Raw genomic sequence first — 20004 nt, forward strand, 5'->3', positions numbered from 1 at the left:
TGCCCGGGCAAGCTCGACCCTACTCCCCCGCCACGGCGGCTTCAAGCCGCCGGAACGCCCAGGAAAGCGGACCATCGGGAGGAAAAAAGCCTGCCCAGGCAACCTATTACGCGGCAGGCGCATGATGCGCGGCGGGCGCGCGGGCGCCCCGCCGCGCGGCCTTCACTTGCCCTTGGACTTCGACGGCGTGGGTGTCGCCTCGGCGCCGCCGCCGCTGCTGCCGCCGCCGGTCATGCGCGAACGCATCGCCTTGGCGGCCTGGGTGGCCAGGTCCGCCTGGCGGCGCGCGGCGTTGGCCAGGCGGCTCTGCGCCGCGGCCAGCTTGTGCGCCCGATCCGCCTCGGCGCGCGCCTGCTCGGCGGCGGCGGCGGCCTCCTGGCCCTGCTGCTGCAGACGCGCGGCCTCCTCCTGCGCCAGCTGGTACTGCAGGCGCTGGCGCTCCAACTCGCGGCGGGCGGACTCGACTTCCTGGCGGCTGGTCTCGATCAGGATCTGGTCGTGCTCGCGGTCGAGCTGGGCCAGCCGGCCCTGGGCGTCCTGCAACTGGGCGGCGGCCTTGGCGAGGTCCACCCGCCGCTCGGCGATGTACAGCGCATGCGGGCGGTCGTGCGAGCTGGCCTGCGCCAGCCGGCCGATGGCGTCGCGGGCGCGCGCCTGCTCGGCCTGGGCGTACTGGCCCAGGGCCGGGTCGCGGGCGAGCTGGTCGAGGCTGGAGGACAGGCGGCTCACGTCCATGTCGTCCCGCGCGGCATGGGCCAGCGGGGCGAGCGCGAGCGCCAGCGCGGCGAAAAGGATGGCTGGACGCTTCATGGCTGGTCTCCCTGCGGAATGCTCGATGCCGGTACCGGCTGGTCGCTCGGCGGCGGCAGCGGCGCCCCCAGCACCGAGGAGGACGGCGCCGGCATGTCCTGCAAGGTCTCCGGCGCGCTGCTGCTGCCGGCCGGCGCCGGGGTCGCCGCGTTGGCGGCGTTCTGGGCGTCCTGCCGGGCCTGCTCCAGCTGCGCGCGCAACCGGCCGTTCTCGTCCGTCCTGGACTGGATCTGCGAGCGCGCGCTGCCCAGCCGGGCCTTCGCCTGCGCCAGCTCCGCGTCCGCCTGCGCCTCCGAGGCCAGGGCCGCGGCCTGCTCGTACTTGCGGCCGGCCATCGCCGCCTGGGCCTGCTGGAACTTGTCCTGCGCAAAGCCCAGGTCGACCGGCGCATAATCGCCGGCGCCGGCGTCGCGGGCGGCCTGCAATTGCGACTGGGCCTGGTTCATCGCGCCGTCGGGGGGCGGCACGCTGGCGCAGCCGGCCAGCAACAGGACCCCGGCCAGAGTAAAGCTGGAGACCGCCATGCCGATATGGCGGGAGCGCCCAGCCGGCCGGGAAAAGATGTGCACCATCACTCATTCCTCTCGGAGCTTCACCGCTTATTGTGGGCGGGCCTAAATCGTCTTGGCAATGCGTGAGATTCAGGGGTCTTTCGTGGATATCGGTTACTTCCTCAAGCTGATGGTAGACAAGGGCGCGTCGGACATGTTCCTGACCACCGGCGCCCCGGTGAACATCAAGGTCGAGGGCAAGCTCTACCCGCTCGGCAACACCGGGCTGCCCGCGGGCATGGTCAAGAAGATCGCCTACTCGCTGATGGACGAGGGCCAGGTGCCGCAGTTCGAGCGCGACCTGGAGCTCAACATGGCGCTGGCGGTGAAGGAGGCCGGCCGCTTCCGCATCAACGTGTTCAAGCAGCGCGGCGAGGTCGGCATGGTGATCCGCGCGATCAAGAGCGAGATCCCCGGCATCGACCAGCTGCAGCTGCCGGCGATCTTCCGCGAGCTGATCATGGAGCCGCGCGGGCTGATCCTGGTGGTGGGCGCCACCGGCTCGGGCAAGTCCACCACGCTGGCGGCGATGCTCGACCACCGCAACCAGAGCACCTCCGGCCACATCCTCACCATCGAGGACCCGATCGAATACCTGCACCGGCACAAGAAGTCGATCGTCAACCAGCGCGAGGTGGGGCTGGACACGCACACCTACCACGAGGCGCTGAAGAACGCGATGCGCGAGGCGCCCGACGTGATCATGATCGGCGAGATCCGCGACACCGACACCATGGAGGCGGCGATCTCCTTCTCCGAGACCGGCCACCTGTGCCTGGCCACGCTGCACTCCAACAACGCCGACCAGACACTGGAGCGCATCCTCAACTTCTTCCCCGAGTCGGCGCACAAGAACGTGCTGATGAACCTCGCGCTCAACCTGCGCGCGGTGATCAGCCAGCGCCTGGTGGTGGGCAAGGACGGTCGCCGGCTGCCGGCGGTGGAGGTGCTGCTCAACACGCCACTGATCCGCGACATGATCCGCCGCGGCCAGATCCACGAGGTGAAGGAGGCGATGGAGCGCAGCCTGCAGGAAGGCATGCAGACCTTCGACCAGTCGCTGTACAAGCTCTACAAGAGCGGCCGCATCGAGCTGGACGAGGCGCTCAACAAGGCCGACTCGCGCGACGGCCTCGCGCTCAAGGTGCGCCTGTCCGAGGGCGCCAGCGAGGAAGGCGCGGAGCTGATGGGGAACGACCCCTACGGGCTGAACTACTGACGAGAGGCCGTGCGCAGGAAGCCCCGCGCGCGGCCGCAACCTTCCCCGCAAAGCATCGCCCCGCGCCCCCAGAGACGAAGCACGCGCCACCACCTGTAAGGAGCGCGCCTTGCGCGCGACAAGCCTACGCAGCGGGGGCATCGTGGCTCCCCGGTCGCGCGCAAGGCGCGCTCCTACAGGCCGATCATGAGCAGGTTTTCAGGCAGGCGGCGGCGCATCCGGCTGCCGCTCCGGCGCGGCGCGCCGGAACGCCTCCAGTTCGTTGCAGGCGGCATGGATGCCGTGGAGGCGCGGGTAGTCCTCGAGCGGCAGCTGCCAGCGCAGCGCGTTGTACACCTGCGGCACCAGCAGCACGTCGGCCAGCCCCGGCGCATCGCCGTGGCAGTAGCGGCCGGCGGCGCCGTCGGCCAGATGCGCCTCGAACGCCTGGAGGCCGGCGGCGATCCAGTGCCGCATCCACTCGCCGCGCGCCGCCGGGTCGGCGCCGAACTGCGTCTCCAGCCGTTGCAGCACGCGCAGGTTGCCGAGCGGATGCACGTCGCAGGCGATCAGCTGCGCCAGCGCGCGCACGCGCGCCCGGCCGGCGGCGTCGGCGGGCAGCAGGGGCGGCGCGGGGTGGGTTTCCTCCAAATATTCGACGATCGCCATCGACTGCGTCAGCACCCGCCCGCCCTCGCACAGGCAGGGCACCAGCTCCTGCGGGTTGAGTGCGCGGTAGGCCGGCGCGTGCTGCTCGCCGCCCTCGCGCAGCAGGTGCACCGGCCGTGATTCGTAGGCCAGGCCCTTGAGGTTGAGCGCGATGCGCACGCGGTAGGCGGCGCTGGAGCGCCAGTAGTCGTACAGCACGTAATCGTGCAGCGCCTGCTCACCGACCATGGCCGCCCCTCCGCGACGGAAAGCGCGAAGCATAGAGCAGCGCCCGTGCCCGCGCGGTTTACACGCCGCCGGTGCGGCCGGACAATGCCCCGCTCGCGTCGCCACGCCGGTGGCGCCGTCATCCATCCATTACCCGGGAGTTGCGCCGTGTCCATCCTCCGCATGAGCGATCTCGATCTGCGCGGCAAGCGCGTGCTGATCCGCGAAGACCTCAACGTGCCGATCGAGAACGGCCGCATCACCTCCACCCAGCGCCTGGATGCCTCGCTGCCCACCATCCGCGCCGCCCGCGACGCCGGCGCGCGGGTGATGGTGATCTCGCACCTGGGCCGCCCGAAGGAAGGCCAGTTCGATCCCGAATCCTCGCTGGCGCCGGTGGCGCAGTGGCTGGGCGCCAAGCTCGGCAAGCCGGTGCGCCTGGTCGCCGACTACCTCGGCGGCGTCGAGGTGGCCGAGGGCGAGGTGGTGGTGCTGGAGAACTGCCGCATGAACGTCGGCGAGGGCAAGGACGACGAGGCCCTGTCGAAGAAGTACGCCGCGCTGTGCGACGTGTTCGTGATGGACGCCTTCGGCACCGCGCACCGCGCCCAGGCCTCCACCCACGGCGTGATCAAGTACGCCCCGGTGGCCGCCGCCGGCCCGCTGCTCACCGCCGAGCTGGACGCGCTGGGCAAGGCGCTGGAGCACCCGGCCCATCCGCTGCTGGCGATCGTGGCCGGCTCGAAGGTCTCCACCAAGCTCACCCTGCTGGAGAACCTGATCGGCAAAGTGGACCAGCTGATCGTGGGCGGCGGCATCGCCAACACCTTCATCGCCGCCGCCGGCTACGGCGTCGGCAATTCGCTCTACGAGCCGGACCTGCTCGGCGCCGCGCGCAAGGTGATCGAGGACGCCAGGCGCCGCGGCGCCGACGTGCCGATGCCGGTGGACGTGGTGGTGGCGCCGGAGTTCTCCGCCCACGCACCGGCCATCGTCAAGCCGGTGGACGCGGTGAAGGACGGCGAGATGATCCTCGACATCGGCCCGGAGACCGCCAAGGCCTACGCCGAGCTGATCGCCAAGGCCGGCACCGTGGTGTGGAACGGTCCGGTGGGCGTGTTCGAGTTCGACGCCTTCGCCAAGGGCACCGAGGTGCTGGCGCGCGCCATCGCCGGCTCCAAGGCGTTCTCCATCGCCGGCGGCGGCGACACGCTGGCGGCGGTGGACAAGTTCGGCATCGAGAAGGACGTCTCCTACATCTCCACCGGCGGCGGCGCCTTCCTCGAGTTCCTCGAAGGCAAGGAACTGCCGGCGGTCGCCGCGCTGAAAGCCCGCGCGGCGCGCTGAGCGGCGCGGCGATGCTCTGCCTGTTCGACCTCGACGGCACGCTGATCGACTCCGAACTCGGCATCCTCGCCTGCGTGAAGCACGCGCTGGCGAAGATGCAGGTGCCGGTGCCCGCGCACGAGACGCTGCGCGGCTGGATCGGCCCGCCGCTGCGGCCGAGCTTCGCGCCGCTGCTCGACCATGACCCCGTGCGCATCGAGGCCGCGGTGGAGCATTACCACCAGCGCTTCCACACCGAAGGCTGGCGCGAGCACACCGTCTACCCCGGCATCGAGGCGCTGGTCGCCGGCCTGCTGGCGGCCGGGCACCGGCTCGCCGTCGTCACCAGCAAGCCGCACCACCACGCCGCGCCGATCCTCGCCAGCCTGCCTTTCGGCGACGCCTTCGCCCGCCTGTACGGGCCCGACCCGCGCAGCGCGCACAGCGAGAAGGCGACGATGATCGCCGCCGCCCTCGCCGACTTCGGCGCCCGCCCCGGGGACACGGTGATGATCGGCGACCGCCGCTTCGACATCGAGGGCGCCCGCGCCAACGCGGTCGCCGGCATCGGCGTGCTGTGGGGCTTCGGCAGCCGGGAGGAGTTGGAAGCGGCCGGCGCGCATGCGGTGGCCGAGAGTCCGGCGCAGCTGGCGGCCTTGCTGGTGGCTTGAGCGGCGGTTCCGCTGCTTTTCGGCGTCGCTTGCGACCGTTGCGCGGCGCGTCTGAGAGCCCGTTCAAAGTCTTGCCGTTGACGCGGCGTGGCTCCTCCCCCTGCTCGCATTGCTCGCATGGGGAGGCTGGGAGGGGGGGTGAAGTCTGGCCTCGAGGCAAGGGTTTACCCCTCCCCAACCCTCCCTGCACGCAGGGGAGGGTGCAGGGAGGAGAGACTTTGAACAGGCTCTGAGGCAAGACGGGAAAGCCACGAGCGCGATAGCTGCGCTGTCGCGATACCCGCCCCTTGCGCCGACCTCTCTCCAGTGGGGAAATCGCACACCGCCAGCCGTTCGTACCTTGCGGCTCGGCTTGCGCTTTACGACTCATCCCACACACGCACACACGAAAAAGCCGCGCACGAGGCGCGGCTTTTTCGTCACGGCAGCGAAGGGCCGACTCAGCCGATCACGCGCCTGGCCGCGTCGATCACGTGCGTGGTGGTGATGCCGAAGTACTCGTACAGCTTCGCCGCCGGCGCGGAGGCGCCGAAGCTGGTCATGCCGACCACCTCGCCGTCCAGGCCCACGTACTTGCGCCAGTAGTCGGCGATGCCCGCCTCCACCGCCACGCGGGCGCGGCACCAGCCGGGCAGCACGCCTTCGCGGTATTCCAGCGGCTGCGCGTCGAACACCTCGGCGCAGGGCATCGACACCACGCGCACCGGCACGCCCTGCTGGGCGAGCGCGCGCGAGGCTTCCATCGCCAGCTCCACTTCCGAGCCGGTGGCGATCAGGATGGCCTTGAAGCTCATGTCCAGCGGATCGGTCAGCACGTAGCCGCCGCGCGCGACGTCGGCCAGCTGCTGCGCCGTGCGCTGCTGGTGCTTCAGGTTCTGGCGCGAGAACACCAGGCACGAGGGCGCGCCCTTGCGTTCGATCGCCGCCTTCCACGCCACCGCCGACTCCACCGCGTCGCACGGGCGCCACAGGTGGTTGTTGGGGATGTAGCGCAGTGCGGCCATGTGCTCCACCGGCTGGTGGGTGGGGCCGTCCTCGCCCAGGCCAATCGAGTCGTGGGTGTAGACGTGGACGACGTGGGCCGGGATCAGCGCGCTCATGCGCACCGCGTTGCGGGCGTAGTCGGAGAACACCAGGAAGGTGGCGTCGTAGGGCAGGAAACCGCCGTGCAGGGCGAGGCCATTGGCGATCGCGCTCATGCCGAACTCGCGCACGCCGTAGTGGGCGTAGTTGGCGTCCGCCGCCTTGCCCACGCTGCGCGAGCCCTTCCAGATGGTGAGGTTGGAGGGCGCGAGGTCCGCCGAGCCGCCGAACAGCTCGGGCAGCAGCGGGCCGAAGGCTTCCAGCGCCATCTGCGAGGCCTTGCGCGAGGCCACTTCCGGGCCTTCCTGCTGCATCTTGGCGACGTAGGCCTGCGAGGCCTCCGCCCAGTCGGCCGGCAGCTCGCCGGCGAGGCGGCGATTGAATTCGGCAGCCAGCTCCGGGTAGGCCGCGGCATAGGCGCCGAAGCGCTCGTTCCAGATCTGCTCGCGCTCGGCGCCGGAGGGCTTGTGGTCCCAGGCGGCGTAGAGCTCGGCGGGGATCTCGAACGGCGCGTGGCGCCAGTCCAGCTCGTCGCGCGCGGCGGCCACTTCGTCCTTGCCCAGCGGCGCGCCGTGGGCCTCTTCCTTGCCCTGCTTGTGCGGCGCACCGAAGCCGATGATGGTCTTGCAGCAGACCAGGGTAGGCTTGTCGTTGCCCGGCGCGGTGGCCTGCGCCAGCGCGGCCTTGATCGCCTCGGCGTCGTGGCCGTCCACGTTGCGGATCACGTTCCAGCCGTAGGCCTCGAAGCGCTTGGGCGTGTCGTCGGTGAACCAGTCGTGCACCTCGCCGTCGATGGAGATGCCGTTGTCGTCGTACACCGCCACCAGTTTGCCCAGCCTCCAGGTGCCGGCCAGCGCGGCGACCTCGTGGGAGACGCCCTCCATCATGCAGCCGTCGCCCATGAACACGTAGGTGTGGTGGTCGACGATGGCGTGGCCGGGGCGGTTGAAGTGGGCCGCCAGCAGCTTCTCCGCCAGCGCGAAGCCGACCGCGTTGGCCAGGCCCTGGCCGAGCGGGCCGGTGGTGGTCTCCACGCCGGGGGTCTCGCTGGCCTCGGGGTGGCCGGCGGTCTTCGAATGCAGCTGGCGGAAGCGCTTGAGCTCGTCGAGCGGCAGGTCGTAGCCGGTCAGGTGCAGCAGGGCGTACTGCAGCATCGAGCCGTGGCCGTTGGACAGCACGAAACGGTCGCGGTCGGCCCATTTCGGGTTGGCCGGGTTGTGCTTGAGGAAGTCGTTCCACAGCACCTCGGCAATGTCGGCCATGCCCATCGGCATGCCGGGGTGGCCAGACTTGGCCGCTTCCACGGCATCCATGGCAAGGGCTCGCACGGCATTGGCGAGTTCACGGCGGGTGGTCATCGTGCGCTCCGGAATTGCGTGGAAAAGTGCACATTGTCGCCCATTGCGGGCGATCTGTCGCCGTGCCGGGTCGAAACCTGCCTTGGCAGCCTTGACATTAACGCTGCCTTAATTCTGTACGAGGCGGTATTGAAACCCTTCAGGCGTTCCCCCATCCAATAACCCGGCGCTGCTTCCCCGGCAGTTGCCAAGTCGCGGCCACCCTATCCCCGAGGGCCCGCGTCCTGGATCCAGAAAAAACAAAGAGGAGCACTCCCCCATGAAAAAGACGATTCTCGCTATGGCTCTTGTCGCCGCCGCTGCCGTGGCCGTCCCCGCCTTCGCGCAGGACCAGGCGCCCGTGCAGAAGGCCAAGTCCGGCTGGTACCTCGACGGCGACCTCGGCGTGAGCTACACCAACAAGGGCCCCTACAACGGCTCCGACTACGCCGGCGGCCTGACCGGCGGCTACCGCTGGGCGGTCAGCCCCGAACTGTCGGTGGGCGCGGAGCTCGGCTACGTCTACCTGGGCCAGCAGGAGGCCCGCAACAGCTACCGCAACGCGTTCTACAACAACAACAACCAGGTCGGCGAGACCCACTCCAAGCTGCGCGGTGCCACCCTCGGCGGCGCGCTGCGCTGGAACTTCGTGCCGGCGTGGTACATCACCCTGCGCGGCGGCCTGTTCGACGCCCACGGCTCGGGCCTCTCCGACTCGAGCGACCAGCCGGTGCGCCGCAGCTTCAGCAACAACCTCGGCTACTACGCCGGCGTCGGCACGGGCTGGGACATCAACGACCACTGGAGCGTGGGCGTGAACTACAACTACTACCAGGTCAACCGCGGCCTGAAGACAGTCGCCAGCGGCCAGCGCGAGGGCACCCGCGTGCACATGGACACGCAGACCCTGACCGCCAGCGCCGAATACCGCTTCTGATCGGTACCGGCCAGGCTGGAAACGAAACGGGCGCTTCGGCGCCCGTTTCTTTTTGCGCGCACGCCAGGATCACAGAACTTAATTCTTTCTTAATCCATCACTTACAAACGCGGAATCTTTCGATACGGATGCCCTCCAAGTTCCGTGGCCAGGCCCATGCCCGGCCACCGGCACCGCGCCCTTTCCCCCGACCGGCCGGCGTCCGCCCCCGATAACAGGAGAATCTCCATGAAAAAGACGCTGTTTGCCCTCGCCCTCGCCGCCACCGGTCTCGCCGCCGTGCCCGCCGCCTTCGCGCAGAGCGCCACGCCCGACAACGGCGGCTGGTTCATCAACGGCAACGTGGGCCGCACCACCCTCGACAAGGGCCCCTACGACGGCCACGACACCGGCTACGGCCTGGGCGGCGGCTACCGCTGGTCGCTGACCCCCTCGGTCGCGCTGGGCGTGGAGGCCGGCTACAACGACCTCGGCAACATCCACCTCAAGAACGTCTTCAACGACCGCGACGTGGTGCAGCGGGGCCGCTCGGAGCTGCACGGCTGGACCGCCGGCGTCAACGGCCACTTCAACCTCTCCCCGAACTGGTACCTGAGCGGCCGCACCGGCCTGTACGCCTGGAAGGGCCACGGCACCAGCGAGGACAACCCGGTGCGCCGCAGCCTCGACAAGACCAGCTGGTACGCCGGCGCGGGCGTGGGCTACGACTTCAGCAACAACATGAGCGTGGGCCTCAACTACGACTACTACCGCGCCAAGAAGGACCGCATCGACCTGGGCACCGAGATGGTCTCGGTGAGCGCGGAATACCGCTTCTGAGCCACGCGGGCCGCGCAAAGCAGAACGGGCGCCTCGCGGCGCCCGTTCTTTTTGCATCGCCCAGGCGAGGTACGGCTTACTTGCCGTGCCACTGCCCCAGCGCGGCCAGGCCGTTCTCCTTGGCCCGCTGGGAGACGGTCTTCTGCGCCTCGGCGTAGTTGGCCTTCATGTCCTTGGACCACAGCTTGAGCGCCGCCTGCTGCATGGCGCGGCCGTAGGAGAAGGACAGCGGCCACGGATGCGGCCCCATCCGGTTCATGGCGTTCAGGTGCGCGGTGGCCTGCTCGTCGTTCTGGCCGCCGGAGAGGAACACGATGCCCGGCAGCGAGGCCGGCACGGTGCTCTTGAGCACGCGCACGGTGGCGTCGGCCACCTCCTCGATCTCGGCCTGCTCGGGCGAGTCCTTGCCCGGGATCACCATGCTGACCTTGAGGATGGTGCCCTCGAGCATCACGTTCTGCTCGTACAGCGCGTTGAACAGGCTGCGCAGCACGGCCTCGTGCACCTCGTAGCTCACCTCGATGCTGTGGTCGCCGTCCATGATCACTTCCGGCTCGACCATCGGCACCAGGCCGGCCTCCTGGCACAGCGCGGCGTAGCGCGCCAGCGCGTGGGTGTTGGCCTCGATGGCGGTGGAGCTCGGGTTGTTCTCGCTGATGTTGATCACCGCGCGCCACTTGGCGAACTGCGCGCCCAGCTTGACGTACTCGGCCAGGCGCTCGCGCAGCCCGTCCAGGCCTTCGGTGACCACGTCGCCGGGGAAGCCGGCCAGCGGCACCGGGCCCTTGTCGACCTTGATGCCGGGGATGATGCCGGCCTTCTTCATCACCTCGGTGAAGGGCACGCCGTCCTTGGTGGACTGGCGGATGGTCTCGTCGTAGAGGATGGCGCCGGAGATGTGCTCGCCCAGGTTCGGCGCGGTCAGCAGCAGCTCGCGGTAGGCGCGGCGGCTCTCCTCGACGTTCTCGATGCCGACCGCCTCGAAGCGCTTGCGGATCGTGGTGGTCGATTCGTCGATGGCGATGATGCCCTTGCCGGGGGCAACCATCGCCAGGGCGATGCTTTCAAGATCTTCGATGCTCATGACGACTCCGTACAGACGAGTGCGGCCGCGGCCGCGCAAGGACGAACGCCGCCCCGAACACCGGACCGGCCAGACGAAAGGACGCGATTATAGCCGTTTCGCCCGAAGCGACGCCCCGGGTCGGCTCAACCGGCGTAGCCCGGCAGGCTGCACGGCGCCATCACCTGCTGCTGGCCCTGCGGGCCGTCGGGGGCGTTGAACGGCACGATGTAGTAGGTGGCGACCGGGTTGCCGTCGTGGTTGCCGAGCGACGGGCCGTAGCGAAAACGCGACACCGCGTTGACCGCGATGGTGCCGAAGTCCCCCCCCGGCGTCGCCTTCTCCACCTTGAGGTTGCGCGGCACGCCGTCCGAGCCGATGGTGAAGCTCACCGCGGCGCAGCCCGGCTTGTCGATGTTGCGGGCGCTGTTGGGAATGTCGATGTCCACCGACTGGTTGAGCAGGATCCAGTGGCGGTTGATCTGCTGCGGGCCGATCTTCTGCGCGGACTGCGCCAGGGCCGGCGCGGCCGCGGCCAGCGCGGCCAGCGGCAGCAGCGGGCGGAGCAGGCGGAAAACGTTCATGGGGATGACCTCGCCGGGCGATAAGGAGTCGCGGCCAGTGTAATCCGCCGCGCGCGATCGGGCAGCGCGGCCGCGGCTACAGGTCGCGCAGGCTCTCCACCACACCGTCGTCGCCCACCGAAAGGAGCTTGAGCGTGTTGGTGCCGCCGCCCTGCCCCACGCGGTCGCCGTGGGTGAGCACCACGCGGTCGCCCGCGGCCAGGTGGCCCTGCGCGAACAAGAGGCGCACCGCCTCGCGTGCGGCCACCGCCGGGCTCAGCGTGTCCTGGTGGAAGGCCACCGGCCGCACGTCGCGCAGCACCAGCATGCGCCGGCGCGAGTCGTCGAACGGCGACAGCGCGTAGATCGGCACCGCGCTGCGGTAGCGCGAGAGCCACTGCGCGGTGGCGCCGGATTCGGTGAGCGCCACGATCGCGCGCACGCCGAGCTGGCTGGCCAGCAGCATCGCCGCCAGCGCGATGGCCTGGTCGGTGCGGTCGAGCCGGTGGCCGATCTCGGCCAGATTCTCCTTCGGCTCGAACTGGCGCTCGGCGCCGAGGCAGATGCGACGCATCGCGGCCACTGCCTTGTCCGGGTGGGCGCCGGCCGCGGTTTCCTGCGAGAGCATCACCGCGTCGGTGCCGTCGATCACCGCGTTGGCGACGTCCAACACCTCGGCGCGGGTGGGGATGGGCGCCGTCACCATCGACTGCAGCATCTGGGTGGCGGTGATCACCGCGCGGTTGCGCTGCACGCTCTCGCGGATGATCTTCTTCTGCAGGCCCGGCAGCTCGGCATCGCCGATCTCCACGCCCAGGTCGCCGCGCGCCACCATCACCACGTCGGAGGCGTCGATGATCTCGCCCAGCCGCGGGATGGCGTCGGCGCGTTCGATCTTGGACACCAGCGAGGCGTTGCCGCCGGCCTCGTTGAGCAGGCGCCGCGCCTCGTGCATGTCCTCGGCCGAGCGCACGAAGGACACGGCGAGGAAATCCGCGCCGATCTCGGCGGCGAGGCGGATGTCCGCCCGGTCCTTGTCCGACAGCGCCGACACCGAAAGGCCGCCGCCCTGGCGGTTGAGGCCCTTGCGGTCGGAGAGCGTGCCGCCGACCAGCACCGTGCAGTGGATGTCGGCGCCGACCACGTCCTGCACCGTCAGCGCGACCAGGCCGTCGTCGAGCAGCAGCACGTCGCCGGCACGCACGTCCTGCGGCAGGCCGTAGTAGCTCACGCCGACGCGGTGGCGGTCGCCGGCGGCGGCGTCGGGGCGGCACTCGAGCACGAAGGGCTCGCCGGGCACCAGTTCCACCGGCCCGTTGGCGAAGCGCTCGATGCGGATCTTCGGGCCCTGCAGGTCGGCCAGGATGCCGACCTCGCGGCCGGCCGCGCGCGCCGCCTCGCGCACCGCCATGGCGCGGGCGCGGTGGTCCTGCGGCTGGCCGTGCGAGAGGTTGAGGCGCACCACGTCCACGCCCTCGGCGATGATGCGTTCGAGCATGCCCGGCGCGTCGGTGGCGGGGCCCAGGGTGGCGACGATGCGGGTGCGTCGCAGGTTGCTGTCGGTATCGTTCATGGCGCGCAGGCTAGCAGATGACGGCCCTCTCGCCACGGTCACCTTGGTCTATTTTTCTCCCCGCCGGCACTCGCGCGCCCTTGCCTTCGCACGCCGCCACCGCATGCCGACCACGCTCCCCCTCGCCGCCCGCAGCGGAACCCGCTTCGGCGATTCGGGTTATCTTCGGGCGTTGGCATTGTTGTGAAAGGAGAGTCGAGCATGACCGAACTCAACGCCGGCACGCTGTCGCAGCTGCCGCCCAAGGTGGCGGCGCCGTCCTACGACCGCAGCCGGCTCAAGCGCGGGATCGCGCATTTCGGGGTGGGCAACTTCCATCGCGCCCACCAGGCCTTCTACATCGACCGCTGCCTCGCCCTGCCCGGCCAGGAGGATTGGGGCATCGTCGGCATCGGCCTCTCCGGCGGCGAACGCGCCCGGCGGAAGGCCGAGCAGTTCCGCGCGCAGGACTGCCTCTATTCGCTCACCATCGCGCCACCGCGCCGGGAGAACAGCGTGCGCGTGATCGGCGCGCAGCTCGACTACCTGCTCGCGCCCGAGCAGCCGGACGAGGTGCTGGCGCTGCTGTCCAGCCCGGCGCTGCGCATCGTCACGCTGACCATCACCGAGGGCGGCTACCACGTCGACCCGCACACCCGCGCCTTCGTCACCGGCCACCCGGACGTGGCCCACGACCTGGCCGGCGAAGGCGCGCCGCGCACGGTGTTCGGCTTCGTCGTCGAGGCGCTGGCACGGCGGCGCGCGGCCGGCCTCAAGCCGTTCACCGTGGTCTCCTGCGACAACCTCCGCCACAACGGCGAGGTGGCGCGCACCGCCTTCGTCGGCTTCGCCAAGGCACGCGACCCGGAGCTGGGCGCGTGGATCGACGCCAACGTGAGCTTCCCCAACTCCCTGGTCGACCGCATCACGCCCACGGTGACGGCGGAGGACGCCGCACGTCTCAACGCCGCCAGCGGCCTGGACGACCGCATCCCGCTGGTGGCCGAGGACTTCACCCAGTGGGTGATCGAGGACCGTTTCACCGACGGCCGCCCCGCGCTGGAGCAGGCGGGCGTGCAGCTCAGCGACGAGGTGAAGCTGTGGGAGCAGGTGAAGGTGCGCGTGCTCAACGCCGGCCACCTCACCATGGCCTATCCGGCCCTGCTGCTGGGCTGCCGCGAGGCAGCCGAGGCGATGCGCGATCCACAGGTGCCGGTGCTGCTGGAGCGCTTCCTCGACCGCGTCGTGCTGCCGCTGCTGGAGGCGCCGCGCGGCGTGGACCTCGCGGACTACAAGAACACCGTGCTCGAGCGCTTCTCCAACGAGGCCATGCACGACCAGCTCACCCGCATCGCCTCCGACAGTGCCTCGAAGGTGCCGGTGTACTTCACCGCCACGCTCAAGGCGATGCTGGCGCACGGCGTGGACCACCGCATCCCCGCCTTCACCCTGGCCGCCTGGAGCCGCGTGGTGCAGGGCAAGGACGACGCCGGCGAGACGTTCGAGGTGATCGAGCCGCGAATGGACGAGCCCGAACGCCGACAACTGGCGGCAGCCGAACCCGACGAGGCACTGCGGATCGAGCCGCTGCGCGCGAGCGGCGTGGCGGAGCATGCGGACTTCGTGGCGGCCTTCGAAGCCTATCGCCGCGCCCTGGCCCAGGACGGCACCCGCGCCACGCTCGAGACGCTGCTGGCGGCGACGGCGGGTTGAGGGCGTAGCGCGCTTTCGCAACGCGTTGCGGCGCAGGTCCAACACTGGCCCGCGCCGCAGCGCCTTATCGATATCCCCTCGTATCCGGCCCTCTGGAGCCTCTCCCGCAACGCGCGTCAGTTCGTAACTGTCACCGCCACGCCGGACGGAATCTCGAACACCTTGCCATCGATGGCCTCGCCCACGGTCATCTTCAGCGTGTCCCACGCCTTGCCCGTGCCCTGGGGCGGGTGACGCCACAATAGGATGCTATCCATGCGGCCATTGAGCCCCTCGCCGTCGTCCACGACCTCGGTCGAGAAGCCCCATTGCCCACCGCCACTCCATACGCAGGCCTCACCAAGTCCGGCCTGGTCGAGCTTCTGGCAGGGCTGACCCGCTGCGCTGCCGAGGCCTGCGGATTGCGCCATCAGATGGGACTGTCCTTGCTGCCCCAACTGCGCGGCCACGGCGGCACGCAATTGCGCGTCGTCGTCGTCGGCCATCGGCGCAGCGGCTTCCCGCACTTCACGCACCACGCCCTCGGAAGGCTGGCGCGTTCCGGTCTTGCCGATCAAGTCGAGCGTCACCGCCTCACCCGGCTTGATGATGGCCAGCGTGGACTCGTGCACAGGTCTGAACTGGCACGCGCCCGTGATCTCGAAATCCCAGCGCTCGGCCCGCTCGGCCATGCGGGGGCCTTCGTACCAAATGTCGTAGAAGGTCCGCCCCAGCTTGCCGGCGACTTCATCGCTCAAGGGCTGCGTCGGCAGCGTCCCCTTGCGGCAATCGGCCAGGACCTTGCGATAGTCTCGTTCGCGGGCCGACTGGCCATCGCGCAGCACAACCATGATCTGGCTGACATGGATCGGAGGCGTCGAAGCGGCCGCATTCCTGGTGGCTCCAACAGAGTCATCTGCGGAGTCGTGGCCGCCGGCAGAACCGGCAGAACAGGCAGTCAGGGGCAAAGCGACCAGCGCGCATACCAGCCAGACCCAGGGACGTTGCAGCATGAGCCTCTCCCGTCGTCGGAACCAGTGCAACACTAGCCAATCTTCTACCGCCATGCCATTCAAGCTGGCCCATGCAGGCCTGCAATCCGCTCAGACCCACCTCGCCGCCGAAGCACCAAAAGGACATCCAGACGTCCTTTTTATGGAAGTGTCATCCACATGAAAGGCTAGCGGCGTTTGGATGGGGACGCCCGGGACGCGGCACGGGCATCTGCCGCCCCATTACGCCTTCGCCCATGTCAACGCCCCGCCAGCGCCTCGTTGAGCAGCTCCGCCAGCCGCACGCCGGCCTGCTGCAGGCGCTGCTGCACCACCGGCCAGGCCTCGGCCTGGTAGGTGTAGGCCCAGCGGCCCTGCGGCTTCTCCGGCAGGTCGCCGTAGGCGACGGTGCGGGCCAGGGCGTGCGACTCGTCCGCCCAGGCGGCCGCGGCCCGGTCGATGCCCGGCAGCAGGCCGGGCGGCGCCCAGGCCTGGCGTTCGGCCGGGGTGATGGCCGCGTCCAGTTGCGCGGCGGCGTCGCCGACGGCGACGTGGTTGAAGCTGTAGTTCGGGCCGAGCGGCAGGCCGAGCGCGTGCTCGATGATGCGTCCGTCCCACATCGCATGCAGGTTGGTGCCGCGGCCGAAGTAGACCTCCTGCACGGTATTGCCGCCCTTGTCGCCGTGGTCGCTGGCGTGCAGCGGCTGGTGCACGTCGGCGACGAAATGCACCACCCACTTCAGCGCCTCCAGGCGCGCCGCCGGCGCTTGCCGCGGGTCGGCCAGCACCTGGGTGAAGTGGCCGATCTTCGCCACCACGCAATCCGCCTCGCGGCAGTCGCGCGCGGCGTCGTAGCCGGCAGCGTCGAGCGGGATGTCCACGTAGTGCCAGGGGCCGGTGCCGGGGTGTTGCTTGCGGTTGCCGTCGGCCCAGGAGGCGATCTGGTCGAGGCGCGTGTCGCCCTCCAGCCCGAGCAGCGCCGCCACCTGCGCGGCGGCGGCGGGGTCGAGGTGCGACTGGGCGATGTCGGCCACGATGGCGTGGCCCTGCGGCCCCCAGGCCATCGCCAGCGGCGGGGCGAGCGACAGGGCGCCGGCGAGGATCGCGGCGGTCAGGCGGTGCGAGCGTGCGCGCATGGACATCGGCTTCGGCTGCGGGGAGGCGAGGGAGTCTGCCATAGGCCGGCGGCGCGCTCGACCCGCAGGTTCTTCCGTGCCCCGTCGGGCCCCGCCGTGCGCGCATGCCCGCCGCCGGCCCCTGTCCTGCCGCACCGCGCCTGCTAGAATCGAGCGCTCATTCAACAAGCTGTGCTGCATGCAGGAGTCCCCCGCAATGACCATCAAGGTAGGCATCAACGGCTTTGGCCGCATCGGACGCAACGTGTTCCGCGCCGCCGTGCAGAACTTCGGCGACGACATCGAGATCGTGGCCATCAACGATCTGCTCGAGCCCGATTACCTGGCGTACATGCTGCAGTACGACTCGGTGCACGGCCACTTCAAGGGCAGCATCGCGGTCGATGGTTCCACCCTGATCGTCAACGGCAAGAAGATCCGCCTCACCGCCGAGCGCGATCCGTCCGCGCTGAAGTGGGACGAGGTCGGCGCCGCGGTGGTGATCGAGTCCACCGGTATCTTCCTTACCAAGGAGACCGCGCAGAAGCATCTCGACGCGGGCGCCAAGAAGGTGATCCTGTCGGCCCCGTCCAAGGACGACACGCCGATGTTCGTCTACGGCGTCAACGACAAGAGCTACGCCGGCGAGGCCATCATCTCCAACGCCTCGTGCACTACCAACTGCCTGGCGCCGCTGGCCAAGGTCGTCAACGACAAGTGGGGTATCAAGCGCGGCCTGATGACCACGGTGCACGCCACCACCGCCACGCAGAAGACCGTGGACGGCCCGTCCAACAAGGACTGGCGCGGCGGCCGCGGCATCCTGGAGAACATCATCCCCTCCTCCACCGGCGCGGCCAAGGCGGTGGGCAAGGTGATCCCGGAGCTCAACAAGAAGCTCACCGGCATGTCTTTGCGCGTGCCGACCTCCGACGTGTCGGTGGTGGACCTGACGGTGGAGCTGGAGAAGCCCGCCACCTACGAGGAGATCTGCGCGGAGATGAAGGCGCAGAGCGAGGGTGCGCTGAAGGGCATCCTGGGCTACACCGAGGACAAGGTGGTGGCCACCGACTTCCGCGGCGAGACCCGCACCTCGGTGTTCGACGCCGATGCCGGCATCGCGCTCGACCCCACCTTCATCAAGCTGGTGTCCTGGTACGACAACGAGTGGGGCTACTCCAACAAGTGCCTGGAGATGGTGCGCGTGGTGGCGGCGAAGTAAGCCGCGGCGCGACGCCTTCCATCGCATCGAAGACTAGGCGCCCGCTCGGGCGCCTTTTCTTTTGGCTTCGTCGGTGCCGGCCCGGTGCCGCGTGTACCGCGCCGCCGGCGGCGGAACCGCCCGCCGCGACCGCGACCGCGCGCGGTCTCAGCCGAGCGCGGCCAGCGCCGCGTCGTAGTCCGGCTCGTGGGTGATCTCATCCACCAATTGCGCGTGGAGCACCTTGTCGTGCTCGTCCAGCACCACCACCGCGCGCGCGGCGAGGCCGGCCAGCGGCCCGCTGGCGATCGCCACGCCGTAGCGTTCGAGGAAGTCGCGGCCGCGCAGGGTGGAGAGCGTGACCACGTGGTCCAGCCCTTCGGCGCCGCAGAAGCGCGCCTGCGCGAAGGGCAGGTCCGCCGAGATGCACAGCACCACGGTGTCGGCGGGCTGGCCGGCCAGCTCGTTGAAGCGGCGCACCGAGGTGGCGCACACGCTGGTGTCTACGCTGGGGAAGATGTTGAGCACTTTGCGCTTGCCGCCGAAGCTGGCCAGCGCGACGTCGGCCAGGTCCTTGCCGACCAGGGTGAAGGCCGGCGCCGGCTCGCCGACGGCGGGGAAGCGGCCGTCGACGGCGATCGGCTGGCCCTTGAGCGTGATCTGCGACATGAAACAACCTCGTTGCCTGAAGTCGGGAGCGGCCAGTAGACCACGCCCGGCGGCGATGACGAAACGGTGCCGGCCGCGCGCGCCTCAGATCGCCCGCGAATACCGCGCCGCGGCCGGCGCGTCGAGGTAGGCGTCGAAGCACATGGCGACGATACGCAGCAGCAGCCGTCCGCGCGGCGTGACGCGGATGACGCCGCGCTCGAACGTCACCAGCCCGTCGTCGGCCAGCGGGCGCAGCCGCGCCAGCGCGGTGGCGAAATGGCAGGCGAAGATGAGGCCGTGGCGGCGGCCGAAGGCGCCGGTGTCGAGCTCGCCGTGGCACATCAGCTGGCCGATGGCCTCGCGCCGCAGCAGGTCGTCCTCGCTCAGCCGCCGGCCGCGCGTCACCGGCAGCCGGCCGGCGTCCAGCGCCGCGTAGTAGGCGGGCAGGTCGCGCGCGTTCTGGCTGTAGCTGTCGCCGATGCGGCCGATGGCGCTGGCGCCGAGCCCCACGATGTCGGTGTCGCCGTGGGTGGAGTAGCCCTGGAAGTTGCGCTGCAGCCGGCCCGCGCGCTGCGCGCGCACCAGTTCGTCGTCGGCGCGCGCGAAGTGGTCCATGCCGACGTAGACGTAGCCCGCGCCGGTGAGCCGCTCCAGCGCCTGGCCGAACAGCGCCAGGCGGGTGGCCGCGTCGGGCAGGTCCGCCGCGTGGATCTGCCGCTGCGCCTTGAACATCGCCGGCAGATGCGCGTAGCCGTACACCGCAATGCGGTCGGGCGTGAGCGCCAGCACCGCGCTCAGCGTGCGCCCGAAGCCTACCGGCGACTGCTTCGGCAGGCCGTAGATCAGGTCCACGCTGACCGAGGCGAAGCCCGCGTCGCGCGCCGCGTCGATCACCGCGTAGGTCTCGCCCACGCTCTGCTCGCGGTTCACCGCGCGCTGCACGGCCGGGTCGAAATCCTGGATGCCGACCGAGAGGCGGTTGAAGCCGAGCCCGGCCAGGCCGCGCACATAGTCACCGTCGGCGTAGCGCGGGTCCAGCTCGATGCCGAACTCGCGCCCGCCCTCGCCCGCCAGCGTGAAGTGGCGCGCCAGGTTCGTCATCAGCACGCGCAGGCGCGGCAGGTCGAGGAAGTTGGGCGTGCCGCCGCCCAAGTGCAGCTGGCGCACGCGCCGGTCGCGGTCGAACAGCGGCGCGGTCAGCGCAATCTCGCGGCACAGGTGTCCCAGGTAGGCGTCCGCCTTGCCCGGGTCGCGCGTGATCACCCGGTTGCAGCCGCAGTAGAAGCACGGGCTGGCGCAGAAGGGCACGTGCAGGTAGAGCGACAGGTCGCGCGGGATCGGCTCCTCGTTGGAGGCGCGGATCGCCTCGCACAGCGCCGCTTCGTCGAAGCCGGCGTGGAAGTGCGGCGCGGTGGGGTAGCTGGTGTAGCGCGGGCCGTCGACGTCGTAGCGGGCGACCAGGGCGGGATCGAATTCGGGGGCGGCGAAGGCGGCGTTCATGGCGCGAGTGTGGGCACCCGCGCGGCGCCGGGTCTTGACCGCGGTCAAGCCGGCGCCGCCGTCGCGC

The 20004-nt window shown here is 70.1% G+C and carries 18 protein-coding genes; 7 read left to right on the top strand and 11 right to left on the bottom strand.

What is annotated here, in order from left to right; genetic code table 11:
- Positions 1-162: 162 nt before the first annotated feature.
- Positions 163-810 carry a hypothetical protein gene (locus ACH65_RS07505; protein ID WP_049621960.1) on the bottom strand — a complete coding sequence of 216 codons (648 nt, stop codon included), beginning with the start codon at positions 808-810 and terminating at the stop codon, positions 163-165.
- Positions 807-1334 carry a DUF4398 domain-containing protein gene (locus ACH65_RS07510; RefSeq protein ID WP_237561469.1) on the bottom strand — a complete coding sequence of 176 codons (528 nt, stop codon included), beginning with the start codon at positions 1332-1334 and terminating at the stop codon, positions 807-809. Before ACH65_RS07510 ends, ACH65_RS07505 begins: the two co-directional genes overlap by 4 nt.
- Positions 1335-1464: 130 nt before the next feature.
- On the opposite strand from ACH65_RS07510, the gene ACH65_RS07515 reads away from it, so the two are divergent.
- Positions 1465-2580: a PilT/PilU family type 4a pilus ATPase gene (locus ACH65_RS07515; RefSeq protein WP_049621961.1), complete on the top strand. Its 1116-nt coding sequence runs from the start codon at positions 1465-1467 to the stop codon at positions 2578-2580.
- 198 nt (positions 2581-2778) lie between these two features.
- Here ACH65_RS07515 and maiA read toward each other — a convergent pair whose 3' ends face one another.
- Complete coding sequence (maiA, locus tag ACH65_RS07520) at positions 2779-3456, bottom strand: maleylacetoacetate isomerase (RefSeq protein ID WP_049621962.1); 678 nt, start codon at positions 3454-3456, stop codon at positions 2779-2781.
- Between the two features lie 147 nt (positions 3457-3603).
- Between maiA and ACH65_RS07525 the strand changes: the two genes are divergently transcribed.
- Together ACH65_RS07525 and ACH65_RS07530 are read left to right on the top strand one after the other, a co-directional pair.
- Positions 3604-4782, top strand: a complete 1179-nt coding sequence (locus ACH65_RS07525) for a phosphoglycerate kinase (protein WP_049621963.1) — start codon at positions 3604-3606, stop codon at positions 4780-4782.
- Positions 4783-4793: 11 nt separating this feature from the next.
- Complete coding sequence (locus ACH65_RS07530; protein ID WP_049621964.1) at positions 4794-5432, top strand: HAD hydrolase-like protein; 639 nt, start codon at positions 4794-4796, stop codon at positions 5430-5432.
- Positions 5433-5872: 440 nt separating this feature from the next.
- On the opposite strand, the gene tkt is transcribed toward ACH65_RS07530, so the two are convergent.
- Complete coding sequence (gene tkt, locus ACH65_RS07535) at positions 5873-7873, bottom strand: transketolase (RefSeq protein WP_049621965.1); 2001 nt, start codon at positions 7871-7873, stop codon at positions 5873-5875.
- Between the two features lie 259 nt (positions 7874-8132).
- On the opposite strand from tkt, the gene ACH65_RS07540 reads away from it, so the two are divergent.
- Positions 8133-8789, top strand: coding sequence for an outer membrane protein (locus tag ACH65_RS07540; RefSeq protein ID WP_082190190.1), 657 nt, complete (start codon positions 8133-8135; stop codon positions 8787-8789).
- Between the two features lie 228 nt (positions 8790-9017).
- The gene (locus ACH65_RS07545; protein WP_049621967.1) at positions 9018-9608 is read left to right on the top strand and encodes a porin family protein; all 591 of its coding nucleotides are present in this window, start codon (positions 9018-9020) and stop codon (positions 9606-9608) included.
- Positions 9609-9684: 76 nt separating this feature from the next.
- Here the strand turns inward: ACH65_RS07545 and ACH65_RS07550 are convergent, their stop codons facing one another.
- From ACH65_RS07550 to pyk, 3 genes are all read right to left on the bottom strand, one after another.
- Positions 9685-10692 carry a class I fructose-bisphosphate aldolase gene (locus tag ACH65_RS07550; RefSeq protein WP_049621968.1) on the bottom strand — a complete coding sequence of 336 codons (1008 nt, stop codon included), beginning with the start codon at positions 10690-10692 and terminating at the stop codon, positions 9685-9687.
- A gap of 125 nt (positions 10693-10817) precedes the next feature.
- A complete protein-coding gene (locus tag ACH65_RS07555) occupies positions 10818-11255 on the bottom strand; it encodes an energy transducer TonB (RefSeq protein ID WP_049621969.1) in 438 nt (145 codons plus the stop codon).
- Between the two features lie 76 nt (positions 11256-11331).
- Entirely contained in the window at positions 11332-12807 is a 1476-nt protein-coding gene (gene pyk / locus ACH65_RS07560) for a pyruvate kinase (RefSeq protein WP_049621970.1), read from the bottom strand.
- Between the two features lie 201 nt (positions 12808-13008).
- On the opposite strand from pyk, the gene ACH65_RS07565 reads away from it, so the two are divergent.
- A complete protein-coding gene (locus tag ACH65_RS07565) occupies positions 13009-14499 on the top strand; it encodes a mannitol dehydrogenase family protein (protein WP_049621971.1) in 1491 nt (496 codons plus the stop codon).
- 116 nt (positions 14500-14615) lie between these two features.
- On the opposite strand, the gene ACH65_RS07570 is transcribed toward ACH65_RS07565, so the two are convergent.
- Both ACH65_RS07570 and ACH65_RS07575 read right to left on the bottom strand, forming a co-directional pair.
- Complete coding sequence (locus ACH65_RS07570; protein ID WP_153242512.1) at positions 14616-15491, bottom strand: hypothetical protein; 876 nt, start codon at positions 15489-15491, stop codon at positions 14616-14618.
- Positions 15492-15730: 239 nt separating this feature from the next.
- Entirely contained in the window at positions 15731-16606 is an 876-nt protein-coding gene (locus tag ACH65_RS07575; protein WP_064504832.1) for a S1/P1 nuclease, read from the bottom strand.
- Between the two features lie 196 nt (positions 16607-16802).
- Between ACH65_RS07575 and gap the strand changes: the two genes are divergently transcribed.
- Positions 16803-17807, top strand: coding sequence for a type I glyceraldehyde-3-phosphate dehydrogenase (gene gap, locus ACH65_RS07580; RefSeq protein WP_049621974.1), 1005 nt, complete (start codon positions 16803-16805; stop codon positions 17805-17807).
- A 147-nt stretch (positions 17808-17954) separates the two neighbouring features.
- Here gap and tpx read toward each other — a convergent pair whose 3' ends face one another.
- Together tpx and hemN are read right to left on the bottom strand one after the other, a co-directional pair.
- A complete protein-coding gene (gene tpx / locus ACH65_RS07585; protein WP_049621975.1) occupies positions 17955-18455 on the bottom strand; it encodes a thiol peroxidase in 501 nt (166 codons plus the stop codon).
- A gap of 84 nt (positions 18456-18539) precedes the next feature.
- Positions 18540-19937 carry an oxygen-independent coproporphyrinogen III oxidase gene (gene hemN / locus ACH65_RS07590; RefSeq protein WP_049621976.1) on the bottom strand — a complete coding sequence of 466 codons (1398 nt, stop codon included), beginning with the start codon at positions 19935-19937 and terminating at the stop codon, positions 18540-18542.
- Positions 19938-20004: the final 67 nt, after the last annotated feature.

Origin of the sequence: Frateuria defendens, assembly GCF_001182895.1 — a bacterium.
In the GTDB taxonomy this organism is placed as follows: Bacteria; Pseudomonadota; Gammaproteobacteria; order Xanthomonadales; family Rhodanobacteraceae; genus Frateuria_B; species Frateuria_B defendens.

Excerpts from the sequence above, each read along its gene's own strand:
- ACH65_RS07510 (WP_237561469.1), bottom strand. The coding sequence starts at position 1,334 with ATGGCGGTCTCCAGCTTTACTCTGGCCGGGGTCCTGTTGCTGGCCGGC.
- ACH65_RS07530 (WP_049621964.1), top strand. The coding sequence starts at position 4,794 with ATGCTCTGCCTGTTCGACCTCGACGGCACGCTGATCGACTCCGAACTC.
- pyk (WP_049621970.1), bottom strand. The coding sequence starts at position 12,807 with ATGAACGATACCGACAGCAACCTGCGACGCACCCGCATCGTCGCCACC.
- hemN (WP_049621976.1), bottom strand. The coding sequence starts at position 19,937 with ATGAACGCCGCCTTCGCCGCCCCCGAATTCGATCCCGCCCTGGTCGCC.
- tpx (WP_049621975.1), bottom strand. The coding sequence starts at position 18,455 with ATGTCGCAGATCACGCTCAAGGGCCAGCCGATCGCCGTCGACGGCCGC.
- ACH65_RS07545 (WP_049621967.1), top strand. The coding sequence starts at position 9,018 with ATGAAAAAGACGCTGTTTGCCCTCGCCCTCGCCGCCACCGGTCTCGCC.
- ACH65_RS07505 (WP_049621960.1), bottom strand. The coding sequence starts at position 810 with ATGAAGCGTCCAGCCATCCTTTTCGCCGCGCTGGCGCTCGCGCTCGCC.
- ACH65_RS07540 (WP_082190190.1), top strand. The coding sequence starts at position 8,133 with ATGAAAAAGACGATTCTCGCTATGGCTCTTGTCGCCGCCGCTGCCGTG.
- ACH65_RS07565 (WP_049621971.1), top strand. The coding sequence starts at position 13,009 with ATGACCGAACTCAACGCCGGCACGCTGTCGCAGCTGCCGCCCAAGGTG.
- ACH65_RS07555 (WP_049621969.1), bottom strand. The coding sequence starts at position 11,255 with ATGAACGTTTTCCGCCTGCTCCGCCCGCTGCTGCCGCTGGCCGCGCTG.
- maiA (WP_049621962.1), bottom strand. The coding sequence starts at position 3,456 with ATGGTCGGTGAGCAGGCGCTGCACGATTACGTGCTGTACGACTACTGG.
- tkt (WP_049621965.1), bottom strand. The coding sequence starts at position 7,873 with ATGACCACCCGCCGTGAACTCGCCAATGCCGTGCGAGCCCTTGCCATG.
- ACH65_RS07550 (WP_049621968.1), bottom strand. The coding sequence starts at position 10,692 with ATGAGCATCGAAGATCTTGAAAGCATCGCCCTGGCGATGGTTGCCCCC.
- gap (WP_049621974.1), top strand. The coding sequence starts at position 16,803 with ATGACCATCAAGGTAGGCATCAACGGCTTTGGCCGCATCGGACGCAAC.
- ACH65_RS07575 (WP_064504832.1), bottom strand. The coding sequence starts at position 16,606 with ATGCGCGCACGCTCGCACCGCCTGACCGCCGCGATCCTCGCCGGCGCC.
- ACH65_RS07570 (WP_153242512.1), bottom strand. The coding sequence starts at position 15,491 with ATGCTGCAACGTCCCTGGGTCTGGCTGGTATGCGCGCTGGTCGCTTTG.